We start from the raw sequence: 22677 nt of genomic DNA, 5'->3' as shown, positions 1-22677 counted from the left end.
GGCGGGCCGGCTCTTCGGCGACCGTGAACCGGCCGGCGGCTGTGGATCGGCCGGCCGCGCGAGGGCGGGTGGCGGCTGCGGGCCCTCCCGTGACGGGGCCCGGTGGCGGTGCGGTCGAGGTCGGCGAAGAGGACGAGGTCGCGGGCCCGGAGGAACCCGGCGGAGGGGCCGAACGGGGTCGGCGGCTGCGTGAGAGGGCCGGGCTCGCGTTACGAGAGCGCCTGCCGCTGTGGGTGCAGACACGCTGCGGGCTGGAACGGCGGAGCGTGATCGCGCTGTCGGCACTGCTGGTGCTGGCCGTGGGATTCGCGGCGCAGCACTTCTGGTCCGGGCGCACCCAGCCGGTACGGGCGCCGGAGGTGGTACGGGCGGCAGCGCCTCACGGGGAGCGGAGCACGGACGGCGAGGGAGGCCGGTCAGCCGGTCACACGGCGAAGGCGGGCACCTCGGCGGGCCCCGAGATCGTGGTCGACGTCAGCGGCAAGGTGCGGGACCCGGGAATCCACCGCCTGCCCGCCGGTTCACGCGTCGAGGACGCGCTGCGAGCGGCCGGCGGTGTACGGCCCGGCACCAGGACCGACACCCTGAACCGCGCCCGTTTCCTCGTCGACGGCGAGCAGGTGGTCGTAGGCGGCCCGGCACCGGCCGCGGCAGCCCCCGGCGGCGGTACGGGTACGGCGGCGGGAGCCGGTCCCACCGCACCGGTGTCCCTCAACACCGCCACCCTCGACCAGCTCGACACTCTCCCCGGAGTAGGCCCCGTGCTGGCCCAGCACATCCTCGACTACCGCACCCGCAACGGCGGCTTCCGCGCGGTGGACGAACTCCGCGAGGTGAACGGCATCGGCGACCGCCGTTTCGCGGAGCTGCGAAACCTCGTACGGCCATGAGGACGGGGACGACGGCCGCGCCACCGCCCTTGCCCCCGCACCCCACCGTCCGCCGCCGCGTCCACGCCGCCTCCGGGAAGCGGCTCGGAGCCGCGCACCCGAGGCAGGAGGGACCGACGGACCTGCGACTGGTCCCGCCCGCCCTGGCCGCCTGGGCCACGGCCGCCGTGATGCTGCACGCCCCGCCCGGCCGGGCGGCGGGCGCGGTGATCGTCTCCCTGCTGACGGCCGGCGCCCTCCTCATGGCGCGCAGCCGCCTGACCGGGCGGGGACGGGCCACCGCCCACGCCACCGCCGCCGTCCTGCTCTGCGTCGCGGCGGCCGCCGGATCGGCGGGGCTGCACGGCGCGGACCTGCGACGGGGCCCCGTGCCCGCACTGGCGCGGGAGTACGCCCCGGTGACCGCCGAGGTCGAGATCACCTCCGATCCCCGGCTCACCCGGCCCAGGGTCAGCGGCAACCACATGGCCCCGGCATCCGTACTGATCGAGGCCGACGTACGACGGGTGGAGCGGGCCGACGGCACGACGGAGGCGACCCGCGCGCCCGTGCTGCTGATCGTCGGCCCGGGCTCGTCCGAGCGCACCGCACCGGACGCCGAGAACCGCTCCCCTTGGCTCGCCCTCCTGCCCTCCACCCGCCTCCGCGTCGAGGCACGGCTCGCCCCGGCGAGGGCGGGCGGCGACCGGTTCGCCGCCGTGCTGCGGGTGAAGGGCGGGGACGGCGGCGGCCCGGAGACCGTGGGCCGGCCGTCGGGTCCGCAGCGGCTTGCGGGACGCCTGCGGGCCGGACTGCGGGAGGCGACCGACGGACTGCCGGCGGACGCGCGGGCGCTGCTGCCCGGCCTGGTCGTGGGCGACACCGCGAGGATCACCCCGGAGCTGGACGAGGCGTTCCGGGAGACCGACCTCACCCACACGCTCGCCGTCTCCGGCGCCAACTTCACCATCCTCCTCGCCCTGCTCCTCGGCCCGCCCGGCCTGGCCCAGCGGGCCGAGCGACGTGGACTCGCACCCCGCCTCGGCATCCCCCTGCGGGCCACCGCACTCCTCGGCGCGGCGCTCTCCCTCGCCTTCGTCGTCGTGTGCCGGCCCGACCCCAGCGTGCTGCGGGCCGCCGCCTGCGGATCCGTCGCCCTGCTCGCGCTCGCCACCGGCCGCCGCAGATCACTGGTCCCGGCGCTGGCGACGGCCGTCCTGCTCCTGGTGCTGTACGACCCGTGGCTGGCCCGCAGTTACGGCTTCCTGCTCTCCGTGCTGGCCACCGGCGCGCTGCTCACGCTCGCGCCGCGCTGGAGCGCGGGACTGCGGCGGCGCGGGATGCCGCCCCGCCTCGCGGAGGCGCTGGCCGCCGCGGGCGCCGCGCAGGCCGTGTGCGCGCCGGTGGTCGCCGTACTGGCGGCGCGGGTCAGCCTGGTGGCGATCCCGTGCAACCTGCTCGCGGAGTTCGCGCTCGCGCCGGCCACGGTGCTGGGCTTCCTGGCCCTGGCCACGGCACCGGTGGCGATGCCGGCGGCGAAGGCACTGGCCTGGTGCGCGAGCTGGCCGGCCCAGTGGCTCGCACAGGTCGCCAGAACGGGCGCCGCGCTGCCCGGCGCGGGAGTGGACTGGCCCGGCAGCTGGGCCGGCGCGGCGGCACTCGGCGCCCTCACCCTGGCGGCGCTGCTCGTGGGCCGCCGCCTGCCGAGCCACCCCTGGTGGTGCGCCGCCTGCGCACTCCTGCTGGTACTGGTGGTGCTGCAGCCACGGCCCCTCACCCGGGTGATCACGGGCTGGCCCCCGCCGGGCTGGCGGATGGTGATGTGCGACGTGGGCCAGGGCGACGCACTGGTACTGGCGGCGGGCGAGAACACCGGCGTGGTCGTGGACGCCGGCCCCGACCCCACCCTCGTCGACCGCTGCCTGCGCTCCCTGGGCGTCACCAGCATCCCCCTCGTGGTCCTGACCCACTTCCACGCCGACCACGTGGCGGGCCTCCCCGGCGTACTGCGCGGACGCGCGGTGGGCGCCGTCGGGACGACGCCCTTCGAGGAACCCGCCGACCAGGCCGCGTTCGTCCGAGGACTCGCCGCGGCCCGGCACATCCCGGTGACGCACGCCGCGGCCGGTGAGGTGCGGCGCGCGGGAGAGCTGTCCTGGGAGGTGGTGTGGCCCCCACCGGGCGCCCACTCCGCGCCGGAAGGCCCGAACGACGCCAGCGTCGCCATGCTGGTCCGCACGGCCGGTCTGCGCCTGCTCCTCCTCGGGGACCTGGAACCCCCGTCCCAGCGAGCCCTGGCGAGATCACCGGCGGCCGGGAGACTGGCCGGCGTGGACGTCCTGAAAGTCGCCCATCACGGCTCCGCGTACCAGGACCCGGACCTCATACGCCGCGCGGCCCCACGGCTGGCGCTGATCAGCACGGGGGAGGACAACACGTACGGGCACCCCGCCCCGAGCACGGTCACCGCCCTCCGCACCGGCGGAGCGACGGTACTGCGGACGGACCGGGACGGGGCGCTGGCCGTGACCGTCGGCGAGAACGGGAGCAGGGAACTGCGGGTGGCGCGCCACTGATGTCTCCCGCCCCGGCTGCCCCGACTGTTCCGTCCGTGGACGTCCACAGGCCCCCGGCCTTCTCCGGGCGGCGTTGCTCGAAGGGGTAACTTCTGGCGCCTGTACGGGCATTCCGGCAGGGCGCCGTTGTAAGGCTCCGGAGCCGACCCGTATCGTCCGGATCCGGTTGCGGGCGGGGAATGCCGCGGTGAGCAAGGAGTTTGTTGTGCGAGTGGGTGGCCGGGAGAACGCGAACGAGCGGTCTGACACGAAGGCGGCGGCGAACTCCGGACGGCGTCAGCCGTCCGCCGCGCCGCACGCCGGGAGTCTGCTCTCGCTGCAGTCGGACATCGGCAACCAGGCTGTCGTGCAGATGCTCCGGCAGGCGGGACATCCGTGGGCGCGGGAGGAGCACCGGCACGGTGCGGGCTGCGGCCACGAGAGCGCGCAGCAGCCCGCGGTGCAGCGCTCGACCGTGCCCGAAGTGCTGCGCGGGGCCGGTCGTCCGCTGGACCCGGCCCTCCGCGCCGACCTGGAGCCCAGGATGGGCGCGGACTTCTCCGGCGTCCGGGTCCACGACGACGCCGCTGCCCAGGCGTCGGCCGCCGAGCTCAAGGCCGGTGCCTACACCGTCGGCAACCACATCGTCATCGGCAAGGGCGGGGCCGACCGGCGCACCATGGCCCACGAGCTGACCCATGTGATCCAGCAGAGCCAGGGTCCGGTCGCGGGCACGGACAACGGCTCGGGGCTGCGGATCTCGGACCCCTCCGACCGCTTCGAGCGCGAAGCCGAGGCGAACGCGGCGCGCATCGTGTCGGGCCCGGCCCCGGTCCAGCGCCAGGCGGACGATGCCGCGCACGAGACCGCGCACGACGCCGCACCCCTCCAGACCGCCTCGGGAGCGTCCGAGGTCATGGTGCAGCGCACCGTGGAGGAGGACCTGATCGACGATCCGCGGGACTTCCTGGCGGCCAACATGCTCTCCATGGACGTGGTGACGGGCATGAACGCGCGTTGGAACCACAAGGATCTGAAGGACGCCTACAACGAACTCGGGTCGAAGCTGGGCGAAATGCCCCGTCACTGGTTCGTCCTGACGCCCGACCCACGGCGACAGAGTTCCGGCCCGGCGTACCTGTTGACCCCCGCCCTGGAGAAGTACGTGGCCGACCAGGAGTGCCGGGCGGCGCACCCGTTCCTGCAGGAGCTCGTCGGGCGCCCGTATCTGCCGCCCGTCCAGCCCGAGGACAGCTACCTCCACTCCTCGTACGTCCCCTACCTCACGGGCGGCGCGCGCGACCCCGAGACGCAGGTGGGTCACAAGGAGATCCCGCGGGAGCCGGGGGACGCTCCGGGCGCGGGCCTCGTCTTCACGGCCACGATGAACGGATGCGCTTTCGCCGTCACCGGGAGCTCCCAGGGGCCGGACACGTTCCGGGCCTGGCACTACCAGTCGCCCGGCAGCCGGATGGCGGACGCGCTGGGATTCCAGCACGCTCACCGCCCCATGGACTGGTTCGGCGACGAGGAGTACATGGGCCCCGGGGCCGACAAAACCCTGCCCGAGGTCACGAACATGCTGAGCTTCGGGCCGAACGGCTGGGAGATCCTCAGCCAGGAGGTTCTGGCATCCACGTCCGACATGAATGACGCGCGCATCGGCCGGACCTCCGCTCGTCCGCTCGACCTGGAACCGGCTGACGGCGACAGGAGATTCAGCCAGGCCGGCGCGGTCTACAAGAGCCTGGCCCATAAGCACCTGGGCATCGTCACCCGCGCGGGCGAGGCGATCAAGAAGCGCAAGGCGCCGAAGGACGTGCGGGACGCGGTCACCGAGGCCCAGGGGAAGGCGGCCGCCGGTGCGGGGGGAATCCTCATGGCCGGGGATGCCACCCGACTGCTCGAGTCCGCCGGTTCGGCCGTACGCCTTTCCGGTGTCACATGGGTGTCGCTGCAGACCGTACGCAACAAGTACGGGGACAGCGGGGAGGAGTGGTTCGGCAAGCTGGTGTACTTCGTCGAGACGTTCGAGAACTACCGCCGGTGGCTGTCGGAGCTGCGGACCGCCGCAGAGCGCCTGCGGCAGCCCGCCGGCTAGAGCCCGAGATCTTCATCAGTCCTCCAGCGCGCCAGGCCGGCCGGCCGTGGTGTCGAGTCGCCGCAGGAAGTCCGCCAGGGCCGCGTCGAACGCGTCGGGGCGTTCCAGGTTGGGCAGGTGGGCCGCCCTGTCGACGACGACGAGGGTGGAGTCGGGGAGGAGGCCGTGCAGCGACTCGGCGTCGCTGACGGGGGTGTACTCGTCCTCGGCGCCGACGACGACCAGCGCGGGCACCGTGACCCCGCTCAGCAGCGGGCGGTAGTCGGGCCGCTCGGCGCGGCCGCGCAGGGCCGCCGCGGCGCCCCGCGGGTCGGTGCCGGTCATCATGCGGTGGACGTGCGCCGCGACGGCCGGGGGCGCGTGGGGCGCGACCATCTTGTACAGCACCTCGTCGGCGTAGCCCCGCATGCCCTCGCGCAGCAGCCGGTCCGCCATGGCGTTGCGGGCCCGGTGTCCTTCCGGGGTCTCGGGTGCGGCGAAGGTGTCCGCGAGCAGCAGGCCGCGGACGCGCTCCGGGAACCGGGCGTAGTACTCCATGACGATCTGCCCGCCCATCGACAGTCCGCCGAGGACGCACGCCTCCACGTCCAGGGAGTCGAGCAGTTCATCGATGTCGTCCGCGAACACGGACAGCTCCGTGACGCCCGGGGTGACGGGCGAGGCGCCGTAGCCGCGCAGGTCGGGCGCGATCACCCGGCGCTCGGGCGAGAAGGTGTCGATCTGCGGGGCCCACATGGTGTGGTCGAAGGGGTGGCCGTGGACGAGGACGAGGGGCAGCGCGGAGGCGCCGGCGTTCCCCTCGGCCCGGTGTGCGAGACGGGATGCCATGCGGACGACCCTAGGAGCACGCCGCTACTCGGTGCAATCAAAACATTGCCCTCGGTGCAATGTGGTGCCGTGGCCGGACTCAGGACGGGAGGGCCGTGATCCCCTGCGGTGTGGTGTCGCGCGCGAGGGAGGCGAGTGTCCGCAGGGCCTGCTCCAGCGCCTCCGGCGGGGCCGACGCCAGCCCGAGCCTGACGCAGTCGGCGGCGCCGGACGCGGAAAGGTCCGGCGACCGGGCCGGCGCGGGCCCGGTCGCCGGCACCGCGAAGGACGGTCCGGGCGTCACCGCGATGCCGCGGGCGGCCGCGGCCGCGGTGAAGGTGTCCGCCCGCCACGGCGCGGGCAGGCGCCACCACGCGTAGTACGTCCGCGGGTCGGCCTGGACGGCGAAACCCCGCAGGTGCTCGGCGACCAGTCGCTGGCGGCGCGAGGCGTCGGCGCGCTTGGCGGTCGTCAGCCGGTCGACGGTTCCGTCCGTCATCCACCGCAGGGCCGCTTCGAGCGCGAAACGCCCCGCCGTCCAGCCGCCGGAGCGCAGTGCCTCGCCCGCCCGCCCGGTCCGTCCCTCGGGTACGACGAGGAAGCCGACGGTGAGGCCCGGCGCGACCCGCTTGGACAACCCGTCGACCACGTAGGTGAGTTCGGGGGCGAAGGACGCGAAGGGTTCGCTGTCGTCCGAGAGGAAGGACCAGATGCGGTCCTCGACGACCGGCAGCCCCCAGGGGCGCAGCTCCGCGGCGAGCCGGCGGCGGCGGGTCTCCGGCATGGTCGCCGACGTCGGATTGCGCAGGGTCGGTTGCAGGTACAGGGCGGAGAGCGGCGCCGTGCGCTGGGCCGCGGCGACGGAGTCGGGGAGGATGCCGTCGGCGTCCCCGGCGAGCGGGACCAGGGTGACGCCGAGCCGGGCCGCGATCTCCTTGACCAGGGGATAGGTCAGGGCGTCGATCCCCACCCGGCCGCCCGGCCGGACCAGCGCGGCCAGCGCGCCGGCGATCGCCTGACGGGCGTTGCCGCTGAAGAGGACCTGACCGGGGGAGGGCCGCCATCCGGCCGTCGCCAGCAGTCCGCAGGCCGCCTCACGAGCGGCCGGTGTGCCGGCGGCCGGAGCGGTACGGGTCGCCTCGGACAGCACGTCCGGGCGCAGCAGCGGTGCCAGGGCGGGCGCGAGGAGGGCGGCCTGGTCCGGCGCCGTCGGGTAGTTGAGCTCCAGATTGACCGGCGCGGTGGTGGCGGGCTCGGCGAGTGCCCGGCCGGACGGCACGGGCGCGGCGCGCACGAACGTGCCGCGGCCGACCTCGCCCACCACCAGCCCGCGCCGGACGAGTTCGGCGTAGACGCGGCCGGCCGTCGACGCGGCGATCCCGCGACGGCGGGCGAAGGACCGCTGCGGGGGCAGCCGCTGACCGGGCTTGAGCCGGCCGCTCAGAATGTCGGCGGCGATCCGGTCGGCGATCCGCTGGTAGTCGTGCACGGGCTGGTTCCTCCGCCACTCGGGGACCGGAGAGCGTACCCGCGCCACCGGCGGGAACGGAGGGCGAGGAGCGGCGGGTGGCGCGACACTGAAGGCATGACTGAGGGGATGAACACCGCGGGAGTCGACGCCTATCTGCGCCGTCTGGGCGTCGAGCAGCCCGCCTGGCCCACCGTGGACGCGCTGCGCGAGCTGCACCTGCGGCATCTGGAGACCGTGCCGTTCGAGAACCTGTCCATCCATCTCGGCGAGGAGATCGTGCTGGAGGAGAAGCGGCTGCTGGACAAGGTGGTGGGGGCGAGGCGGGGCGGGTTCTGCTACGAACTCAACGGCGTCTTCGGAGCGTTGCTCGCCGCCCTCGGTTACGACGTCCAGCTGCTCGCGGCGCGGGTGTACGGCGACGGGGGCCGGCTCGGCATCCCGTACGACCATCTCGCGCTGCGGGTGCGGACGGTGGACGGCGGCGACTGGCTGGCCGACGTCGGCTTCGGCGCCCACTTCCACCTGCCGCTCGCCTTCGGGGAGCACGGGGAGCAGGAGGACGCCGGGGGCACGTTCCGGATCGCCGAGGCGGGCGCGGACGCGGCCGGGGTGCGCGGCGGGTACGACAGGGTGGAGGCGGCGGACCTGGACGTGAGCCGGAACGGGCGGCCGGTCTACCGGCTGGAGATCCGGCCGAGGGCGCTCGCCGACTTCACGGTCGGGGCGTGGTGGCACAGCACCTCACCGGCCTCCCACTTCACGCGGTCGACGGTGTGCTCGCGGATCACCCGGGACGGGGGCAGGATCACGCTCAGCGGCCGGCGGTTCACGGTCACCGCGCCGGACGGCACGCGGCGGGAGCACGGGACCGGGACGGACGAGGAGGTGCTCGCGCTCTACCGCGACCGGTTCGGGATCGCGCTGGACACGGTGCCGACGGCGCGCGGCACCGGGACGGGTGGCTGACCCCGGTGCCGGGACGGGTGGCCGGCCCCGGTGCCGGACAATGGCCCGTGTGAGTGATGTGCGACATGCGCTGGTGCTGCCCGACCGTGATGCCGCGGAGGAGGTGGCCGAGGCCCTCGGGGAACGGTTCGGCGTGGACGAGGAGCCGCGGCTGGTGCGGGACGCGCTCGCCGGTGAGGACGACGCGGAGGACGCGCAGTGGCTCGTCGTCCTGCGGGACGAGCCGGCCCGGCTGGACCCCGCGGAGCTGAACGAGTTCGTGGCCGAGTGGGACGGCTGGCGGGAAGAGCCGTAGCCCGGCGGCCGCCGGCCGAGGAGCCGTAGCCCGGCGAACCATCGGCCGGGCGGCGGTGTCAGTGGCGCGTGGGATGCTTGTCGCGATGGCCAGGAAGACCGCATCCGACGACCTCCTCGCCCCGGTGACGCTCGCCGTGGGCCAGGAGGACCTGCTGCTCGACCGTGCCGTGCGGGAGGTGGTGGCCGCCGCGAGGGCCGCCGACTCCGACACGGACGTGCGCGACCTGACACCGGACCAGCTCCAGCCCGGCACCCTCGCCGAGCTGACCAGCCCGTCGCTCTTCGCGGAGCGCAAGGTCGTCGTCGTACGCAATGCGCAGGACCTGTCCGCCGACACCGTCAAGGACGTGAAGGCGTACCTCGGCTCGCCGGCCGAGGAGATCACGCTCGTCCTGCTGCACGCGGGCGGCGCCAAGGGCAAGGGGCTGCTCGACGCGGCGCGCAAGGCGGGGGCGCGGGAGGTGGCGTGCCCGAAGATGACGAAAGCCACGGACCGGCTGGCCTTCGTGCGGGGAGAGTTCCGCACCGTCGGGAGATCGGCCACCCCGGAGGCGTGCCAGGCGCTCGTGGACGCTCTGGGCAGTGATCTGCGGGAGCTGGCCTCGGCCGTTTCCCAGCTCGTTGCCGACATCGAGGGGACGATCGACGAGGCGACCGTAGGGCGGTACTACTCCGGGCGGTCGGAGGCGTCGAACTTCACCATTGCGGATCGGGCCGTCGAGGGCCGGGTCGTGGAGGCCCTGGAGGCGCTGCGTTGGTCGATCGCCACCGGAGAACCGCCGGTGAAGATCGTCAGCGCGCTGGCCCAGGGCGTACGGGCGATCGGCAAGCTCCAGTCGTCGCCGAACGCGCGCCCCGCCGATCTCGGTATGCCGCCCTGGAAGATCAACCAGGTGCGGCAGCAGATGCGCGGCTGGTCCCCGGACGGCGTGGCCGTCGCGCTGCGCGCGGTCGCCGAGGCGGACGCGGGCGTGAAGGGCGGCGGGGACGACCCGGAGTACGCCCTGGAGAAGGCGGTCGTCACCATCGCCCGCGCGGCCCGCTCGCGGGGACGGGCTTAGCGGAACGGAACGGGAAAGGCCGAAGGCCCCGCCCACCACCCGGGGAAGGGTGTGGGGCGGGGCCTTCGGTTGAAGCGTGTGAGCCCGTACCCGCGTGGCGAACGCAGGCCGCGTACGAGCTCGGGGTGCCGGCCGGGGGGCGGATGAGAGAGGGCCCGCCCGGGGTCCCGCCGGCGGTCAGATCAAAGGGTTGTTCAGCCCTTGACGGCCGCGACCTTCTGAGCCAGCGCCGACTTCTTGTTGGCGGCCTGGTTCTTGTGGATGACGCCCTTGGAGACGGCCTTGTCGAGCTGACGCGCGGCGGCGCGCTGGTACTCGGTGGCCTTCTCGACGTCACCCGCGGCGGCGGCCTCGCGGGCCTTGCGGATCGCGGTCTTCAGAGAGGACTTGACGGCCTTGTTGCGCAGCCGGGCCTTCTCGTTGGTCTTGTTCCGCTTGATCTGGGACTTGATGTTCGCCACGAATGAGCCTCTACAGGTTCTGGCACGGGACCGCTCGGGACCCGCGCCGGTGATTTCTTGGGGTGTGCCTCGCGCTGAGAGGGCATGAGACACAGCCCCCCACACTACCAGCGGCCCATTCAGTGGCCCAAACCCGTCCCCGGTCGCCACCCGTGGGACCATGGAAGCTACGTATCGATCCGACCCGAGACCGCAGACGCACAAGCACACGTATGCGGACGCCTCAAGAATCAGGACCCTGCGTGCCCGCGATCCCTAGCCATGTGCCCGAGCCGAGCCGTACCGACCCGGCGCTGATCCGCAATTTCTGCATCATCGCGCACATCGACCACGGCAAGTCCACGCTCGCCGACCGGATGCTCCAGCTGACCGGAGTGGTCGAGCAGCGGCAGATGCGCGCTCAGTACCTCGACCGCATGGACATCGAGCGCGAGCGCGGCATCACGATCAAGTCCCAGGCGGTGCGATTGCCGTGGGCCCCCACCCACGACGAGGGCAACACGCACATCCTCAACATGATCGACACGCCGGGGCACGTCGACTTCACGTACGAGGTCTCCCGCTCGCTCGCCGCCTGCGAGGGCACGATCCTGCTGGTCGACGCCGCCCAGGGCATCGAGGCCCAGACCCTCGCCAACCTGTACCTGGCGATGGAGAACGACCTCACGATCATCCCCGTACTGAACAAGATCGACCTGCCGGCCGCGCAGCCGGAGAAGTTCGCCGAGGAGCTGGCGAACCTGGTCGGCTGCGACCCCGACGACGTGCTCAAGGTCTCCGCGAAGACCGGCCTCGGCGTCGAGGCGCTGCTGGACAAGGTGGTCGCCGAGATCCCCGCCCCGGTCGGCGTCAAGGACGCCCCCGCCCGCGCGATGATCTTCGACTCGGTCTACGACTCCTACCGCGGTGTCGTCACCTACGTCCGTGTCATCGACGGCCAGCTCAACAAGCGCGAGCGGATCCGGATGATGTCCACCGGCGCCACCCACGAGCTGCTGGAGATCGGCACCAACTCCCCGGAGATGCTGCCCGCCGACGGCCTCGGCGTCGGCGAGGTGGGCTACCTCATCACCGGTGTGAAGGACGTCCGCCAGTCGAAGGTCGGTGACACCGTCACCAGCCAGCACAAGGGCGCCGAGGAGGCGCTCGGCGGCTACAAGGACCCCAAGCCGATGGTGTTCTCCGGCCTCTACCCCCTGGACGGCTCGGACTACCCGGAGCTGCGCGAGGCGCTCGACAAGCTCCAGCTCAACGACGCCGCCCTGGTCTACGAGCCGGAGACCTCCGCCGCCCTCGGCTTCGGTTTCCGCGTCGGCTTCCTCGGCCTGCTGCACCTCGACGTGATCCGCGAGCGGCTGGAGCGCGAGTTCGGCCTCGACCTGATCGCCACCGCGCCCAACGTGGTCTACCGCGTGGTCATGGAGGACGGCAGCGAGCACACCGTCACCAACCCGAGCGAGTTCCCCGAGGGGAAGATCGGCGAGGTGTACGAGCCGGTCGTGCGCGCCACCATCCTGGCGCCCAGCGAGTTCATCGGCTCGATCATGGAGCTGTGCCAGACCCGGCGCGGCGTCCTGCTCGGCATGGACTACCTCTCCGAGGACCGCGTCGAGATCCGCTACACCCTCCCGCTCGCCGAGATCGTCTTCGACTTCTTCGACCAGCTGAAGTCCAAGACCCGCGGCTACGCCTCCCTGGACTACGAGCCCACCGGCGAGCAGACCTCCAGCCTGGTCAAGGTCGACATCCTGCTGCACGGCGACAAGGTGGACGCGTTCTCCGCGATCACCCACAAGGACCAGGCGTACGCGTACGGGGTACGGCTCGTCGCCAAGCTCAAGGAGCTCATCCCGCGGCAGGCCTTCGAGGTGCCGGTGCAGGCCGCCATCGGCTCCCGCGTCATCGCCCGCGAGACCATCCGCGCCATCCGCAAGGACGTCCTCGCCAAGTGCTACGGCGGTGACATCTCCCGTAAGCGGAAGCTGCTGGAGAAGCAGAAGGAAGGCAAGAAGCGGATGAAGATGGTGGGTTCCGTGGAGGTTCCGCAGGAGGCCTTCATCGCCGTCCTCTCCAGCGACGACAGCGCGGGATCGGCCAAGGGCAAGAAGTAGCCGGGGCGGTGACCGGGGAAGCGGCCGGGAAACGACCGGACGTTACCGCGGGTCACTCCGCGAACCGGGCGGAACGGGGGCCCGTCACGCGAAAGCGTGGCGGGCCCCGCGCGTTCTCCGGGTAGCCCTCTGTGCGAAATGACAGGCCGCAGGCCCTTACGCCATCGCCGGTCGGCCTTTACTCTGATCCCCACTCGATAGTTACTCGCCAGTTAAACAACGCGCGAGGAAACCCAGCCGCACTGAGCCAGCCGCACCGTCGCGGGCCCCGGAGGATGTCGTGAGCGACACACAGACACTGATCGAGAACCGTCCGCCGAGCGTGGCGACCCTCTTCCTGGAGCGTGTGGCGGCCACACCGGACGCCGAGGCCTACCGCCACCCGGTCCCGGCGGCCTCCGGCGAGGGCCCGGACGACTGGAAGTCCCTCACCTGGGCGGGCACCGCCGAACGGGTCCACGCCATCGCGGCCGGCCTGATCGAGCTGGGCGTCGAGCCCGAGCAGCGGGTCGCGCTCGCCTCCTCCACCCGGGTCGAGTGGATCCTCGCCGACCTCGGCATCCTCTGCGCCGGCGCCGCCACCACCACGGTCTACCCGCAGACCAACGCCGACGAGTCCGCCTACATTCTCTCCGACTCCCAGAGCCGGGTGCTCGTCGCGGAGAACGCCGAGCAGGTCGCCAAGGCGGTCGAGAAGCGCGCCGAGCTGCCCGAACTCACGCACGTCGTGGCCGTCGACCCGGCCGGCGTCGAGACCGACGACTTCGTGATCACCCTCGCCGACCTGGAGAAGCTCGGTACCGCCCGGCTCCAGAAGGAACCGGAGCTGATCAAGGAACGCGTCGCCGCGATCACCAAGGACCAGCTCGCCACCCTCATCTACACCTCCGGCACCACCGGCCGCCCCAAGGGCGTACGCCTGCCGCACGACTGCTGGTCGTACATGGCCAAGGCCATCCCCGCCACCGGCCTGGTCGGCGCCGACGACGTGCAGTACCTGTGGCTGCCGCTCGCCCACGTCTTCGGCAAGGTGCTCATCTCCGGCCAGATCGAGGCCGGCCACGTCACCGCCGTCGACGGCCGCGTCGACAAGATCATCGAGAACCTTCCGGTGGTCCGGCCGACCTACATGGCGGCCGTGCCCCGCATCTTCGAGAAGGTCTACAACGGCGTGGCCGCCAAGGCGAGGGCCGGCGGCGGCGCCAAGTACAAGATCTTCCAGTGGGCCGCCGGCGTCGCCCGCGAGTACGCCAAGGTCACCCAGGACAACTTCCGCCGCACCGGCACCGCGAGCGCCCCCTTCGGCCTCTCGGCGAAGCACGGCATCGCCGACAGGCTCGTCTACGCCAAGATCCGCGAGGCCTTCGGCGGCAACCTGCGCGCCTGCGTCTCCGGCTCCGCCGCCCTCGCCCCCGAGATCGGCTACTTCTTCTCCGGCGCCGGCGTCCACATCCTGGAGGGCTACGGCCTCACCGAGTCCTCCGCCGCCTCCTTCGTCAACCCCGGCGAGGCCTACCGCACCGGCACCGTCGGCAAGCCGCTGCCCGGCACCGAGGTGCGCATCGCCGACGACGGCGAGATCCTGCTGCGCGGCCCCGGCATCATGCAGGGCTACCACAACCTGCCCGAGAAGACCGCCGAGGTCCTGGAGGAGGACGGCTGGTTCCACACCGGCGACATCGGCGAGCTCTCGCCCGACGGCTACCTCCGCATCACCGACCGCAAGAAGGACCTGATCAAGACCTCCGGCGGCAAGTACATCGCCCCCGCCGAGGTCGAGGGCCAGTTCAAGGCGGTCTGTCCCTACGTCTCCAACATCCTCGTCCACGGCGCCGACCGGAACTACTGCACCGCCCTCATCGCCCTCGACGAGGCCGCCCTCGCCCCCTGGGCGGCCGAGAACGGCCTGGCGGGCAAGCCGTACGCGGAGATCGTCGCCGCCCCCGCCACGGTCGAGATGGTCGACGGCTACGTCAAGCAGCTCAACGAGGGCCTCCAGCGCTGGCAGACCATCAAGAAGTTCCGCCTCCTGCCCCGTGACCTCGACGTCGAGCACGGCGAGATCACCCCGAGCCTGAAGCTGAAGCGCCCGGTGGTGGAGCGCGAGTACAAGCACCTCATCGAGGAGATGTACGAGGGCGCGCGCGAGGCGTGACCATCACGGTGTGACCGTAGGGGCGGGGTCCCGGGCCGGTGCGGCGCGGGACCCCGCCCCTTTTCCGCGTTCTCACGATGACCGGAAAGGAACGGCTTCCTGTCCGTTCCTGACCGCACACCTGACGCTGTTCTCACCCTTGACGGTCCACTTCGGTGACTCGGCGCTTATGGGCGGGTCCGGTCTGTCACCCTGTCGGCATCGATCGAGTTCTCTTCGTACGAACTGCCCGGGGAGCTGCCCATGGGGGCCATTCCGACCCAACGGGAGACCGCCTCGTGCGCCTCCGGCGCGCGGGAGTGCGCGTGGGTGGACGCGACCCTGCCCGGGAGCCCCCTCGCACCGGGCGCCGCACGCGCCCTGCTGCGCAAGGCGCTCACCGAGTGGGCGGAACTCGCCCTGCCCGGCGCCGAACACCTCACCGGCCGCGTCGGCGACGACGCCACGCTGATCGCCAGCGAACTCGTCACCAACGCCGTCGTGCACGCCGGTACCGAGGTGCGGGTGGCGTGCAGGCTGGAGGAGGAGACCGGCGCGCTCGTCGTCGAGGTCGCCGACCAGCACCCCTCCCGCGCGCCGCGCGGCAGCGAACCGGAGGGACCGCCGTACGACACCCCCGAGTACGGGCGCGGCCTGCGCCTCGTCGCCGCGCTCTCCGAGGCCTGGGGGATCACCTACCGTCCGGGCACGAAGACGGTGTGGGCGCGCCTGGCCGCAGGGGGATGCGCGGCGGGCGACCAGATCGAGGCGTACGCCGGGGAGCGCACGCTGGCGCGGGATCTGCGGGTGGCGGAGATCCTCGCGCCGGAGCCGCCCCGGACGGAACAGGGCACCCCCGACCCGCTGCTGGTCTCCCGGACCCCGCCCGGCCACCGGGAAACGCCCGGTCACGCCCGGGACACCTGGCGCGGCGGCTCGTACGGCGACGACTGGCTCGCCCGCCGGCCCGGGCGGGACGGGACCTGGCTGGGGCGCGGCGCCCTGTCCTTCCTCGCCGAGGCCTCCGACCTGCTCGCCGGGCAACTGGACGAGGACCTGGTCACCTCGCTCACCGGCCAGCTGATCGTGCCGCGGCTGGCCGACTGGTGCGCGGTGTGGCTGGAGGACGAGACCACCGGCCACGGCGGCGGCTGGGGCGAGGGGAGCCGGACCGACGGCTCCCGCCTCGCCCGCGTCTGGCACGCCGGCGAGGACCGCATCGAGGACCTGACCCGGACCCTGGAACAGAACCCACCCCGCCCCGGCGACCCGTCGCACCCCGGACCCGCGCCCTACCCGTGGCCGAGCGGGGCGCTCGACGCCCCCGCCGACGGTGCCCCCGGCACCGCCCCCGGTACCGCCCTCGCCTACCGGCTCGTCGCCGGTGGGCGTCCGCTCGGCACGCTGGTGATCGGGCGGGGCGGGATCGACCGGTTCCCCGACGAGATCACCGGGCTGGTCGAGGACCTCGGCCGGCGCGTCGCCCTCGCCATCGGGGCCGCCCGGCAGTACTCCCGCCAGGCCACCATCAGCGCCGTGCTCCAGCGCGGACTGCTGCCCGGCGCCGTCGCCGAGATCCCCGGCGTGCGCAGCGCCCTCGTCTACGAACCCTGCGACAAGGGCGGACCCAGCGGCGACTTCTACGACCTCTTCCCGGCCGGCCAGGGCCGCTGGTGCTTCGCCGTCGGCGACGTCCAGGGCAAGGGACCCGAGGCCGCCGTCGTCATCGGACTCGCCCGCCCCTGGCTGCGGCTGCTCGCCCGCGAGGGCTACCGCGTCGCCGACGTCCTCGACCGCCTCAACCAGCTCCTCCTCGACGACGCCACCGAGGCCGCCGACGCCGCCGCCCGCGCACTGGTGGCCGCCGGCGCCCGTCCGACCGCCCCCGGCGACGGCCCCCAGACCCGCTTCCTCTCCCTCCTCTACGGCGAACTCGTCCCCTTCGACGGCGGCGTCCGCTGCACCCTCGCCTCCGCCGGACACCCCCTGCCCCTGCTGCTCGCCCCCGACGGCTCGGTCCGCGCCGTCGCCCAGCCGCAGACCCTGCTCGGGGTCGTCGAGGACGCCACCTACACCAGCGAGACCTTCGAGATGTACTCCGGCGACACCCTGCTCTGCGTCACCGACGGAGTCACCGAGCGGCGCTCCGGCTCCCGCCAGTTCGACGACGGCGACGGGCTCGCCACGGCCCTGTCGGGGTGCGCGGGGATGGACGCCGAGCTGATAGCGGAACGGATCACGCAGCTCGTGCACGAGTTCGGGGCCCGGCCACCCGCCGACGATCTCGCCCTGCTGGTGCTCCAAGCGGAATGACACGGCCGGTGCGGGACAATGGAGCACATGCCTTCCGCACTCCCCGACGGCGAGCCCGTCCCCGCCGACGGCGCGCTGCCCGCGTCCGCGCTCGCCGGGGCCGCCGACCGCCCCCTCGGGTTCTACCTGCACGTCCCGTACTGCGCGACCCGCTGCGGCTACTGCGACTTCAACACGTACACCGCGACCGAGCTGCGCGGCAGCGGCGGCGTGCTGGCCTCCCGCGACAACTACGCCGAGACCCTGATCGACGAGGTCCGCCTGGCGCGGAAGGCGCTGGGGGACGACCCGCGGCCGGTCCGCACGGTCTTCGTCGGGGGCGGTACGCCCACCCTGCTGGCCGCCGACGACCTCGTACGGATGCTGGGGGCGATCCGTGAGGAGTTCGGGCTGGCGGCGGACGCCGAGGTGACGACGGAGGCGAACCCGGAGTCGGTCGACCCGGCCTACCTGGCGACCCTCCGCGCGGGCGGCTTCAACCGGATCTCCTTCGGCATGCAGAGCGCCCGGCGGCACGTACTGAAGGTCCTCGACCGCACGCACACCCCCGGCCGCCCCGAGGCATGCGTCGCGGAGGCCCGCGCGGCGGGCTTCGAGCACGTCAACCTCGATCTGATCTACGGCACGCCGGGGGAGTCCGACGACGACTGGCGGGCGTCCCTGGACGCGGCGATCGGCGCCGGTCCCGACCATGTCTCGGCGTACGCGCTGATCGTCGAGGAGGGCACGCAGCTCGCCCGCCGCATCCGTCGCGGCGAGGTCCCGATGACGGACGACGACGTCCACGCGGACCGCTACCTGATCGCCGAGGAGATGCTGTCGGGGGCGGGTTTCGACTGGTACGAGGTGTCGAACTGGGCCACGTCGAAGGCCGGCCGCTGCCTGCACAACGAGCTGTACTGGCGCGGCGCCGACTGGTGGGGCGCGGGTCCCGGCGCCCACTCGCACGTGGGCGGGGTGCGCTGGTGGAACGTCAAGCATCCGGGGGCGTACGCGGCGGCGCTCGCGTCGGGGCGGTCGCCGGGGGCGGGGCGTGAGCTGCTGTCGGAGGAGGACCGGCGGGTGGAGCGGATCCTGCTGGAGCTTCGGCTCGAGGAGGGGGTTCCTCTCTCGCTCCTCCGCGAGGAGGGGCTCGCGGCCGCTCGTCGGGCTCTGACGGACGGGCTGCTTCAGCGTGGCCCGTACGAGGAGGGCCGTGCGGCCCTCACCCTGCGGGGGCGGCTGTTGGCTGATGCCGTGGTGCGTGACCTGGTCGATTGATCTCGCCCCCGCCGCCCCTTCCCGTTCCCGTCCCCCGGGGGCGCTGCCCCCGGAACCCCCGCTCCTCAAACGCCGGAGGGGCTGACTTCAGCCCCTCCGGCGTTTGAGGAGCGGGGTCTGGGGCGGAGCCCCAGGTTCGGGACGGGAAGGGGCGGCGGGGGCGGAAAACTCATGCCGTCACGTGATCGATCAGTTCCTCCACGCGGCCCAGGAGCTGCGGCTCCAGGTCCTTGTACGACCGCACCGAGCCGAGGATCCGCTGCCACGCCTCGCCCGTGTTCGCCACCCGCCACCCCAGCGCCGCGCACACCCCCGTCTTCCAGTCCTGCCCCCGCGGCACCCGCGGCCACGCCTCGATCCCCACCGACGCCGGCTTCACCGCCTCCCAGACGTCGATGTACGGGTGACCCACCACCAGCGCGTGCTCACTCGTCACCGACTCGGCGATCCGCCACTCCTTGGAGCCCGGGACCAGGTGGTCCACCAGGACCCCCAGCCGCGCGTCCGGACCCGGCGCGAAGGACTCGACGATCGACGGCAGGTCGTCGACACCCTCCAGGTACTCGACGACCACCCCCTCGATGCGCAGGTCGTCGCCCCACACCTTCTCCACCAGCTCCGCGTCGTGCCGCCCCTCGACGTAGATGCGCCCCGCGCGGGCGACGCGCGCCCGCGCGCCGGGGACGGCGACGGAACCGGACGCCGTACGGGCGGGCCGCCGAGGACCGGCGGCCGGCCGCACCAGCGTCACCACGCGCCCCTCCAGCAGAAAGCCCCGCGGCTCCAGCGGGAACACCCGGTGCTTGCCGAAGCGGTCCTCCAGCGTCACCGTGCCCGCCTCGCAGCGGATCACCGCGCCGCAGAAGCCGGTGCCGGGCTCCTCCACCACCAGGCCGGGCTCGGCCGCGACCTCGGGAACCGGCTGCGGTTTCTTCCACGGAGGGGTCAGATCGGCGGAGTACTGGCGCATTCTGACGACGATACGAGGAGTGCGCCCGCCCGGTTCAGTCCGACACGCCGAAACGGGCCGCCAGGGCGTCGCGCTGGGCCCGTACGAACGCCGCGTCCACCACCGCTCCGTGACCGGGGACGTACAACGCGTCCTCGCCGCCCAGCTCGAGGAGCCGGTCCAGCGCGGCCGGCCAGTGCGACGGCACGGCGTCGGGGCCGGCCTGCGGTTCGCCCGACTCCTCGACCAGGTCGCCGCAGAAGACCACCTCCGGGTCGCCGGGGACGAGGACCACGAGGTCGTGGGCGGTGTGCCCGGGGCCCACGTTCGCCAGCAGCACCTGCCGGCCGCCGGCCGGGCCGAGGTCGAGCGTCCACTCGCCGGACACCGCGTGCCGCGGCGGGACCAGCGCGTCCACGGCCTCCTCCGCCACCCGCGCGTCCAGCCCCCACCGCACCGCGTCCGCGCGCAGTTCCTCACGCCCGCGCCCCGTCAGTACGGTGTCCATGCCCACCGCGCCGAACACCTCCGTGCCCGCGAACGCCCCCGCCCCGAGGACGTGGTCGAAGTGGGGGTGGGTGAGCGCGAGATGCGTCACACGGCGGCCGGTGAGCGCCTGCGCCTCCGCCCGCAACCGCGCGCCCTCGCCCAGCCCGGAACCCGCGTCGACGAGCAGCACGCCCTCCGCGCCCACGACGAGCCCCGCCGTGCAGTCCCACCCCGGCAGCCGGCACCGCCCCACCCCGGCGGCCACTTGCTCCCATCCCGACTCTTCCCAAGTCACGGTCATGACGGGACGCTATCGGTGACGACGCCGTCCGGCGCGACGGCGCGGGGACCGGCCTTGCCCGGTGCGTACCCCCCGGCCGTACACTGGGCGGGGAAGTCTGGCACTCGCGTGCGAAGAGTGCCAGGCGGACAGGGAAGGTACCGCGCGGAAGGCTTCTGGAGGTGTGCGCGATGCTCAGTGAACGCAGGCTCCAGGTGCTGCGCGCCATCGTCCAGGACTACGTGGGCACCGAGGAGCCCGTCGGCTCCAAGGCCCTCACCGAGCGGCACAACCTCGGCGTCTCCCCGGCCACCGTGCGCAACGACATGGCGGCCCTGGAGGACGAGGGCTTCATCGCCCAGCCGCACACCAGCGCCGGGCGCATCCCCACCGACAAGGGCTACCGGCTGTTCGTCGACAAGCTGGCCGGCGTCAAGCCCATGAGCCCGCCCGAGCGGCGGGCCATCCAGAACTTCCTCGAGGGCGCCGTCGACCTCGACGACGTGGTGGCCAGGACCGTACGGCTGCTCGCGCAGCTCACCCGGCAGGTCGCCGTCGTGCAGTACCCGTCGCTGACCCGTTCCACGGTGCGGCACGTGGAGCTGCTGTCCCTCGCCCCCGCGCGGCTGATGCTGGTGCTGATCACGGACACCGGGCGGGTCGAGCAGCGCATGGTCGACTGCCCGGCGCCGTTCGGCGAGTCGTCGCTGGCGGACCTGCGGGCGCGGCTCAACAGCCGGGTCGCGGGCCGCCGGTTCAGCGATGTGCCGAGCCTGGTCGAGGACCTCTCCGAGGCCTTCGAGGCGGACGACCGCGGTACGGTCTCGACGGTGCTCTCCACCCTCCTGGAGACGCTCGTCGAGGAGAACGAGGAGCGGCTGATGATCGGCGGCACCGCCAATCTCACCCGCTTCGGACATGACTTCCCTCTCGTGATCCGGCCCGTCCTGGAGGCGCTGGAGGAGCAGGTCGTGCTCCTCAAGTTGCTCGGCGAGGCGAAGGATCCGGGCGTGACCGTCCGTATCGGTCATGAGAACGCCCACGAGGGACTCAACTCCACGTCCGTCGTGTCGGTCGGCTACGGTTCGGGCGGCGAGGCGGTTGCCAAGCTCGGCGTGGTCGGACCGACCCGCATGGACTACCCCGGAACGATGGGAGCGGTACGCGCAGTGGCACGGTACGTCGGACAGATCCTGGCGGAGTCGTAGTGGCCACGGACTACTACGCCGTACTCGGCGTGCGCCGCGACGCGTCGCAGGAGGAGATCAAGAAGGCCTTCCGGCGGCTCGCCCGCGAGCTGCATCCGGACGTCAATCCTGATCCCAAGACGCAGGAGCGGTTCAAGGAGATCAACGCCGCCTACGAGGTGCTGTCGGACCCGCAGAAGAAGCAGGTCTACGACCTCGGCGGCGACCCCCTCTCGCAGGCCGGCGGCGGTGGCGCGGGCGGCTTCGGGGCCGGTGGCTTCGGCAACTTCTCCGACATCATGGACGCGTTCTTCGGTACGGCGTCGCAGCGCGGGCCGCGCTCGCGCACCCGCCGGGGCCAGGACGCGATGATCCGCATCGACGTCGAGCTGGACGAGGCCGCGTTCGGCACGACCAAGGACATCCAGGTCGACACGGCCGTCGTCTGCACGACGTGCAGCGGCGAGGGCGCGGCTCCGGGCACCACGGCCCAGACCTGTGACATGTGCCGCGGCCGCGGTGAGGTCTCGCAGGTCACGCGGTCCTTCCTGGGCCAGGTCATGACGTCCCGTCCCTGCCCGCAGTGCCAGGGCTTCGGCACGGTCGTTCCCACTCCGTGCCCGGAGTGCGCGGGCGACGGCCGCATCCGCTCCCGGCGCACCCTCACGGTGAAGATCCCGGCCGGTGTCGACAACGGCACCCGGATCCAGCTGGCCGGCGAGGGTGAGGTCGGGCCCGGCGGCGGTCCCGCCGGTGACCTGTACGTGGAGATCCACGAGCTCCCGCACACCACCTTCCAGCGGCGCGGCGACGACCTGCACTGCACGGTCACCATCCCGATGACGGCGGCGGCCCTCGGCACCAAGGTGCCGCTGGAGACGCTGGACGGCATGGAGGAGGTCGACATCCGGCCCGGCACCCAGTCCGGCCAGTCGATCCCGCTCCACGGCCGGGGCGTCACCCACCTGCGCGGCGGCGGCCGGGGCGACCTGATCGTCCACGTCGAGGTCCAGACCCCGACCAAGCTCGACCCCGAACAGGAACGCCTGCTCCGCGAACTGGCCAAGCTGCGGGGCGAGGAACGGCCCACGGGGCAGTTCCAGCCGGGGCAGCAGGGGTTGTTCTCGCGGTTGAAGGACGCGTTCAACGGGCGTTGACCGGTTGGTGCCGGGTGTGGTTGGTGTTTGCTGCCGGGGGTCCGGGGGTCGTCCCCCGGGCGGGCACGGTCAGTCGGGGCGGCAGGGGTTGTTCTCGCGGTTGAAGGATGCCTTCAACGGGCGTTGAGGCACGTGTTCGGCGGGTGCTGACGTCCTCTGCGCCGCCCTGTCGAAAAGTGGCTTATGCCAAGGGGAAGGGCAGATTCGGT

Annotated in this window: 17 protein-coding genes; 12 read left to right on the top strand and 5 right to left on the bottom strand. The window is 72.9% G+C overall.

Annotation, left to right across the window (positions count from 1 at the left end; genetic code table 11):
- Positions 1-89: 89 nt before the first annotated feature.
- The 3 genes from ACZ62B_RS32815 to ACZ62B_RS32805 all read left to right on the top strand — a co-directional run bounded on the left by ACZ62B_RS32815 (position 90) and on the right by ACZ62B_RS32805 (position 5525).
- Positions 90-890 (top strand): ComEA family DNA-binding protein, encoded by an 801-nt coding sequence (locus ACZ62B_RS32815; protein WP_469693131.1) that lies wholly within the window; start codon positions 90-92, stop codon positions 888-890.
- Complete coding sequence (locus tag ACZ62B_RS32810; protein ID WP_469693129.1) at positions 887-3445, top strand: ComEC/Rec2 family competence protein; 2559 nt, start codon at positions 887-889, stop codon at positions 3443-3445. Before ACZ62B_RS32815 ends, ACZ62B_RS32810 begins: the two co-directional genes overlap by 4 nt.
- Before the next feature lie 205 nt (positions 3446-3650).
- A complete protein-coding gene (locus ACZ62B_RS32805; RefSeq protein WP_468890199.1) occupies positions 3651-5525 on the top strand; it encodes an eCIS core domain-containing protein in 1875 nt (624 codons plus the stop codon).
- Between the two features lie 15 nt (positions 5526-5540).
- Here the strand turns inward: ACZ62B_RS32805 and ACZ62B_RS32800 are convergent, their stop codons facing one another.
- Entirely contained in the window at positions 5541-6353 is an 813-nt protein-coding gene (locus tag ACZ62B_RS32800) for an alpha/beta fold hydrolase (protein WP_344555403.1), read from the bottom strand.
- 79 nt (positions 6354-6432) lie between these two features.
- Positions 6433-7821 carry an aminotransferase-like domain-containing protein gene (locus ACZ62B_RS32795; protein ID WP_468725426.1) on the bottom strand — a complete coding sequence of 463 codons (1389 nt, stop codon included), beginning with the start codon at positions 7819-7821 and terminating at the stop codon, positions 6433-6435.
- A gap of 108 nt (positions 7822-7929) precedes the next feature.
- On the opposite strand from ACZ62B_RS32795, the gene ACZ62B_RS32790 reads away from it, so the two are divergent.
- The 3 genes from ACZ62B_RS32790 to holA all read left to right on the top strand — a co-directional run bounded on the left by ACZ62B_RS32790 (position 7930) and on the right by holA (position 10127).
- Positions 7930-8769, top strand: a complete 840-nt coding sequence (locus tag ACZ62B_RS32790) for an arylamine N-acetyltransferase family protein (protein ID WP_468878886.1) — start codon at positions 7930-7932, stop codon at positions 8767-8769.
- A gap of 49 nt (positions 8770-8818) precedes the next feature.
- Positions 8819-9064: a hypothetical protein gene (locus ACZ62B_RS32785; protein WP_469693126.1), complete on the top strand. Its 246-nt coding sequence runs from the start codon at positions 8819-8821 to the stop codon at positions 9062-9064.
- Positions 9065-9149: 85 nt separating this feature from the next.
- Positions 9150-10127 carry a DNA polymerase III subunit delta gene (holA, locus tag ACZ62B_RS32780; RefSeq protein ID WP_344555409.1) on the top strand — a complete coding sequence of 326 codons (978 nt, stop codon included), beginning with the start codon at positions 9150-9152 and terminating at the stop codon, positions 10125-10127.
- A 194-nt stretch (positions 10128-10321) separates the two neighbouring features.
- Here holA and rpsT read toward each other — a convergent pair whose 3' ends face one another.
- Positions 10322-10588, bottom strand: a complete 267-nt coding sequence (gene rpsT, locus ACZ62B_RS32775) for a 30S ribosomal protein S20 (protein WP_030858234.1) — start codon at positions 10586-10588, stop codon at positions 10322-10324.
- 242 nt (positions 10589-10830) lie between these two features.
- Between rpsT and lepA the strand changes: the two genes are divergently transcribed.
- The 4 genes from lepA to hemW all read left to right on the top strand — a co-directional run bounded on the left by lepA (position 10831) and on the right by hemW (position 18406).
- On the top strand, positions 10831-12699 hold the full coding sequence (gene lepA / locus ACZ62B_RS32770; RefSeq protein WP_344555413.1) for a translation elongation factor 4: 1869 nt from the start codon (positions 10831-10833) through the stop codon (positions 12697-12699).
- Positions 12700-12979: 280 nt separating this feature from the next.
- Positions 12980-14854, top strand: a complete 1875-nt coding sequence (locus ACZ62B_RS32765; RefSeq protein ID WP_469693123.1) for an AMP-dependent synthetase/ligase — start codon at positions 12980-12982, stop codon at positions 14852-14854.
- A 243-nt stretch (positions 14855-15097) separates the two neighbouring features.
- Positions 15098-17146: a SpoIIE family protein phosphatase gene (locus tag ACZ62B_RS32760; RefSeq protein WP_469693121.1), complete on the top strand. Its 2049-nt coding sequence runs from the start codon at positions 15098-15100 to the stop codon at positions 17144-17146.
- Positions 17147-17173: 27 nt separating this feature from the next.
- Positions 17174-18406, top strand: coding sequence for a radical SAM family heme chaperone HemW (hemW, locus tag ACZ62B_RS32755; RefSeq protein WP_468725417.1), 1233 nt, complete (start codon positions 17174-17176; stop codon positions 18404-18406).
- A gap of 169 nt (positions 18407-18575) precedes the next feature.
- Here the strand turns inward: hemW and ACZ62B_RS32750 are convergent, their stop codons facing one another.
- Together ACZ62B_RS32750 and ACZ62B_RS32745 are read right to left on the bottom strand one after the other, a co-directional pair.
- On the bottom strand, positions 18576-19376 hold the full coding sequence (locus tag ACZ62B_RS32750; protein ID WP_344555421.1) for a DUF3097 domain-containing protein: 801 nt from the start codon (positions 19374-19376) through the stop codon (positions 18576-18578).
- A gap of 34 nt (positions 19377-19410) precedes the next feature.
- Entirely contained in the window at positions 19411-20145 is a 735-nt protein-coding gene (locus tag ACZ62B_RS32745; protein WP_344555423.1) for an MBL fold metallo-hydrolase, read from the bottom strand.
- A 170-nt stretch (positions 20146-20315) separates the two neighbouring features.
- Here ACZ62B_RS32745 and hrcA point away from each other — a divergent pair, with 170 nt between their 5' ends.
- Both hrcA and dnaJ read left to right on the top strand, forming a co-directional pair.
- Complete coding sequence (hrcA, locus tag ACZ62B_RS32740) at positions 20316-21332, top strand: heat-inducible transcriptional repressor HrcA (protein WP_344555425.1); 1017 nt, start codon at positions 20316-20318, stop codon at positions 21330-21332.
- Positions 21332-22468: a molecular chaperone DnaJ gene (gene dnaJ / locus ACZ62B_RS32735; protein ID WP_073931943.1), complete on the top strand. Its 1137-nt coding sequence runs from the start codon at positions 21332-21334 to the stop codon at positions 22466-22468. The genes hrcA and dnaJ overlap by 1 nt, the downstream gene beginning before the upstream one ends.
- Positions 22469-22677 lie beyond the last annotated feature (209 nt).

Source organism: Streptomyces sp. NPDC053426 (genome assembly GCF_055585405.1).
This window is presented reverse-complemented; position numbering and strand designations above follow the sequence as displayed.